Consider the following 4021-nt stretch of genomic DNA (forward strand, 5'->3'; position numbering starts at 1 on the left):
GGTGTAGCGGCCGACGCTGTCGCGGGTCAGGGTGACGCGGCGCAGGTCCTTGGGGTCTCTCTCGGTCATGGGGTGCAGCCTCTCAGAGGTCGTGGGACGGCAGGGGTCGGGTCCGCGGGCGGGCCCGGGCGTCGGCAGCTCGGGTGCTCAGAGCCAGGCGTCCGCGAGCAGCTCGAAGGTGCGCATCCGGTCGGCCGGGTCGTAGGCGCCGCACGTCACGACCACCTCGTCGACGCCGGTGGCCTCGACGAAGCCAGCCAGACCGTCGCGGACGGCGTCCGGCGTGCCGACCAGTGACACCCGTGTCATGTCGAGGACGGCCTGCCGTTCGGCCGGGCTCCACTGCGACAGCAGGCTGTCGATGTCCCCGACCGGCTTGGTGACGCCGCCGCGGCGGCCGGTGACGATGCTGTGGAACCGGGCGAGGACGCTGGTGTAGAGGCGCTCGGCCTCGGCCTGGGTGTCGGCGACCATGACGTTCATCCCGGCCATGGTGCGCGGCGCGTCGAGCCCGCCGGGCAGCGTCGAGGGCACGAACCGGCTGCGGTACACCTCGAGCGCGCTCATGAGCGCCGCCGGCGCGAAGTGCGACGCGAACGAGTACGGCAGGCCGAGCGCGGCCGCCACCTGGGCACCGCCGTGGCTCGAGCCGAGGATCCAGACCGGGACGTGGGTGCCCTCGCCGGGGACCGCGCGCACCTGGGCGTCGGGGTCGGGGTCGCCGAGGTAGCCGAGCAGCTCCTCGACCTCGCCGGCGAAGTTCATCGCCGCGGCCTCGTTGCGGCGCAGCGCGCGGGTCGTGAAGGGGTCGGTCCCGGGCGCACGGCCGAGCCCGAGGTCGATCCTGCCGGGGTGCATCGTGGCGAGGGTCCCGAACTGCTCGGCGACGACGTAGGGGGCGTGGTTGGGCAGCATGATGCCGCCGGCCCCGACGCGGATGGTCTCGGTGTGGTCGGCGACGTGGCCGATGAGCACCGCCGTCGAGCTCGAGGCGACGCCGCGCATGTTGTGGTGCTCGGCCATCCAGTACCGCTGGTAGCCCCACTTCTCGGCGTGCCGCGCGATGTCGACGGTCGCCGCAATGGCCGCACCGGCCGTCCCGCCCTCCGCGACGGGGACGAGGTCGAGGATGTTCAGCTGGGCGGTCGGCGCGGTGCGGGAGGAGCTCACGAGGGTGCCAACCGACCGGCCCGGTCGGGGTATTCCGTCCGGGTCACGGCAGGCCGAGCTGGACGATCTCGTCGCCGTGGTCGGGGCAGAAGGCGTTGACGCCCGCGGCCATGAGCTCTTTGGTGCGAAGCGCGTCGCCGGTGTTGCCGAGCGCCTTGCCCGCGTCGTCCACGGCGATCTGCCGCAGGGTGACCCCGCCGTTCTTCAGCGCCCAGCACGTCGTCGTCCCCGTCTGGAGGTCGTCCTCGAGCGTCGCGGCCGTGATCGTCACACCACGGTTGCGGGCGTCGAGGACGAAGCGCGCCTCCTCCTGGGTGATCCCCGGGCGGGCGCGGGCGATGTCGGGCGGAAGGTCCTGCAGCGTCGGCGCGTCGCTGCCGCAGGCACCGAGCGTCCCCACGGCAACGGCCACGACCGCGGCCGCGGTCGCGGTCGAGGGCAGAAGGTGGGCACGGCGTCGCGGCCGGGTCACGGTGTCCATCGTTAGGCTGAACGCGTGACCGACGCGGATCGTCCCGACGACACGCGGGCCCGCGACGTCGAGGGCGCCGACGCCGAGGACGCGCCCCGCCGCGGACTCCTGTCCGACACGCCCCTCGCGGGGGGTTCGGTCGCCGCGGGACTCGCCGGCGTCGTCGTCGGCTTCCTCTTCGTGCCGCAACTGCTCGCGCTCGCCCTCGGCGGGCTGAGCCTGGCCCGACGCGAGCCGAACGGACGCGGCCGCGCACTCCTCGGCATCGGCCTCGGGCTGCTGACGACGGTCGTGTGGGGTGTCGTGCTCGGGCTGCTGCTCAAGTGGTGGGTCACCTCGCGCTGAGGTCCGCCGGAGCCGTCACTGCGAGTACGTCGACAGGAACTTGGCGAGCCGGCCGACGGCCTCCTCGAGGTCCTCGACCCGGGGCAGGAAGACGAGCCGGAAGTGGTCGGGCGTGGCCCAGTTGAACCCGGTGCCGTGCACGACGAGCAGGTGCTGCTCGCGCAGCAGGTCGAGCGCGAACTTCTCGTCGTCGCGGATGTCGTGGACCGCCGGGTCCAGGCGCGGGAAGAGGTAGAGGGCGCCCTGGGGCTTGGTGCAGGAGATCCCGTCGATCTGGTTGAGCATCTCCCAGGCGATGTTGCGCTGCTCGAGGAGGCGACCCCCCGGCAGGATCAGCTCGTTGATCGACTGGTAGCCGCCGAGCGCCACCTGGATGGCGTGCTGGGCCGGCACGTTGGCGCACAGCCGCATGTTGGCGAGGATGTCGAGGCCCTCGAGGTAGCTGCGGGCGTGCTCCTTGGGGCCGGTGATGGCCAGCCACCCGGACCGGAAGCCGGCGACGCGGTAGGCCTTGGACAGCCCGTTGAACGTGAGGCAGAGCAGGTCCGGCGCGAGCCCGGCGATCGAGGTGTGCGTCGCGCCGTCGTAGAGGATCTTGTCGTAGATCTCGTCGGCCATGACGATGAGCTCGTGCTCGCGGGCCACCTGGACGATGCCCTCGAGGACGTCGCGCGGGTAGACGGCGCCGGTCGGGTTGTTCGGGTTGATGACGACGATCGCCTTGGTGCGGTCGGTCACCTTGCTGCGGATGTCGTCGAGGTCGGGGGCCCACCCGGCCTGCTCGTCGCACACGTAGTGCACCGGCCGGCCGCCGGCGAGGCTCGCCGCCGCGGTCCACAGCGGGTAGTCCGGCGCCGGGATGAGCACCTCGTCACCGTTGTCGAGCAGCCCCTGCATCGCCATGACGATGAGCTCGCTGACACCGTTGCCGAGGTAGATGTCCTCGACCCCGAGGTGCGGGAACTCGCGCACCTCGTAGTGCTGCACGATGGCCCGCCGCGCCGACAGGATGCCCTTGCTGTCGCTGTAGCCCTGGGCGCGCGGCAGCTCCTGGATGACGTCGACGAGGATGTCCTCGGGCGCCTCGAAGCCGAACGGGGCGGGGTTGCCGATGTTGAGCTTGAGGATGCGGTGGCCCTCCTCCTCGAGCCGCTTGGCCTCGGCGAGCACGGGTCCGCGGATCTCGTAGCAGACGTCCTGCAGCTTCTTGCTCTGGCTCACCGCGCGCATGCGACCTAGGGTCGCACCGCCGGACGCGGGTTCCCGGCAGATTCCCACCATGTGGCACGTCGCGTCGGTCACGTCGGCCCGTGTCCCGAGGCGTGGACACGGCTGTCCGGGCGGTGGACGGCCGCCCCGGGTCGCGCCGGGGCCGCACGTGCGGCCCGTCGGGACGCGGTCAGCGGCCGAGGCAGCCGAAGGCCGAGCCGGGGCTGCGGCCGGTCAGCGTCGTGACGAGCTGGTCCATGCTCGGCGCGACGAGGTCGATGGTCAGAGCGCGCCCGCCGACGGTGTGGGTCAGGTGCGCGAGGGCCGGCGGCGTCGGGGCCGACGCGACCCACCCCTTCTGCTCGAGGTAGCCGACGACCTGCGAGGCCGCGGGGCCGGTCGAGGGCGGGTAGGTGCGGGTCAGGACGCCGTCGTCGGAGCCGTGGCACGGCGGGGCCTCGCCGTGGCCCTGAGGCGTCAGGAGGCGGTCCATCTCGGTGACCGTCTCGCCCAGTGCGGTCCAGGCGGCGAGGTCGTCGGCGTGCACGCGCGAGGTCCAGGCCCACCCGGCGACGCCGACGAACGCGAGCAGCAGGACGACGAAGACGATGCCCGCCGGTCCCGGTCGGTGCCGGCCGCGCGGCGGCCCGTCGTCCGAGCCGGGCCGCGCTCGGGCCGTGGGCGGACGACTGCGCTGGGTCGGTCCGCCCGGTCGTGGCCGCGTCGGTCCGGGGACCTCGTCGACGAAGCCGGAGTCGCTCACCGGCACAGTGTGGGACAGCAGTCCCCCACGGCGTCAGGACCGGCTCCGAATGTCTCCATTCC

General features: G+C 72.9%; 5 protein-coding genes. 1 reads left to right on the top strand and 4 read right to left on the bottom strand.

The window, feature by feature from the left end; all coding sequences use genetic code 11:
• Positions 1-147: 147 nt before the first annotated feature.
• Together ACPYOM_RS21120 and ACPYOM_RS21125 are read right to left on the bottom strand one after the other, a co-directional pair.
• Positions 148-1170 (bottom strand): LLM class flavin-dependent oxidoreductase, encoded by a 1023-nt coding sequence (locus tag ACPYOM_RS21120; RefSeq protein ID WP_481347455.1) that lies wholly within the window; start codon positions 1168-1170, stop codon positions 148-150.
• A 43-nt stretch (positions 1171-1213) separates the two neighbouring features.
• Positions 1214-1651, bottom strand: a complete 438-nt coding sequence (locus tag ACPYOM_RS21125; RefSeq protein WP_481347456.1) for a hypothetical protein — start codon at positions 1649-1651, stop codon at positions 1214-1216.
• Between the two features lie 15 nt (positions 1652-1666).
• On the opposite strand from ACPYOM_RS21125, the gene ACPYOM_RS21130 reads away from it, so the two are divergent.
• Positions 1667-1987 carry a hypothetical protein gene (locus tag ACPYOM_RS21130; RefSeq protein WP_481347457.1) on the top strand — a complete coding sequence of 107 codons (321 nt, stop codon included), beginning with the start codon at positions 1667-1669 and terminating at the stop codon, positions 1985-1987.
• A gap of 15 nt (positions 1988-2002) precedes the next feature.
• Here the strand turns inward: ACPYOM_RS21130 and ACPYOM_RS21135 are convergent, their stop codons facing one another.
• Together ACPYOM_RS21135 and ACPYOM_RS21140 are read right to left on the bottom strand one after the other, a co-directional pair.
• Positions 2003-3217 (bottom strand): pyridoxal phosphate-dependent aminotransferase, encoded by a 1215-nt coding sequence (locus ACPYOM_RS21135; RefSeq protein ID WP_481339563.1) that lies wholly within the window; start codon positions 3215-3217, stop codon positions 2003-2005.
• Between the two features lie 169 nt (positions 3218-3386).
• The gene (locus ACPYOM_RS21140) at positions 3387-3959 is read right to left on the bottom strand and encodes a hypothetical protein (protein WP_481347458.1); all 573 of its coding nucleotides are present in this window, start codon (positions 3957-3959) and stop codon (positions 3387-3389) included.
• Positions 3960-4021 lie beyond the last annotated feature (62 nt).

Source organism: Monashia sp. HAY1-2A (assembly GCF_056755315.1).

Bases quoted from the DNA above. Each gene is read 5' to 3' on its own strand.
- ACPYOM_RS21125 (WP_481347456.1), bottom strand. From the start codon at position 1,651: ATGGACACCGTGACCCGGCCGCGACGCCGTGCCCACCTTCTGCCCTCG.
- ACPYOM_RS21135 (WP_481339563.1), bottom strand. From the start codon at position 3,217: ATGCGCGCGGTGAGCCAGAGCAAGAAGCTGCAGGACGTCTGCTACGAG.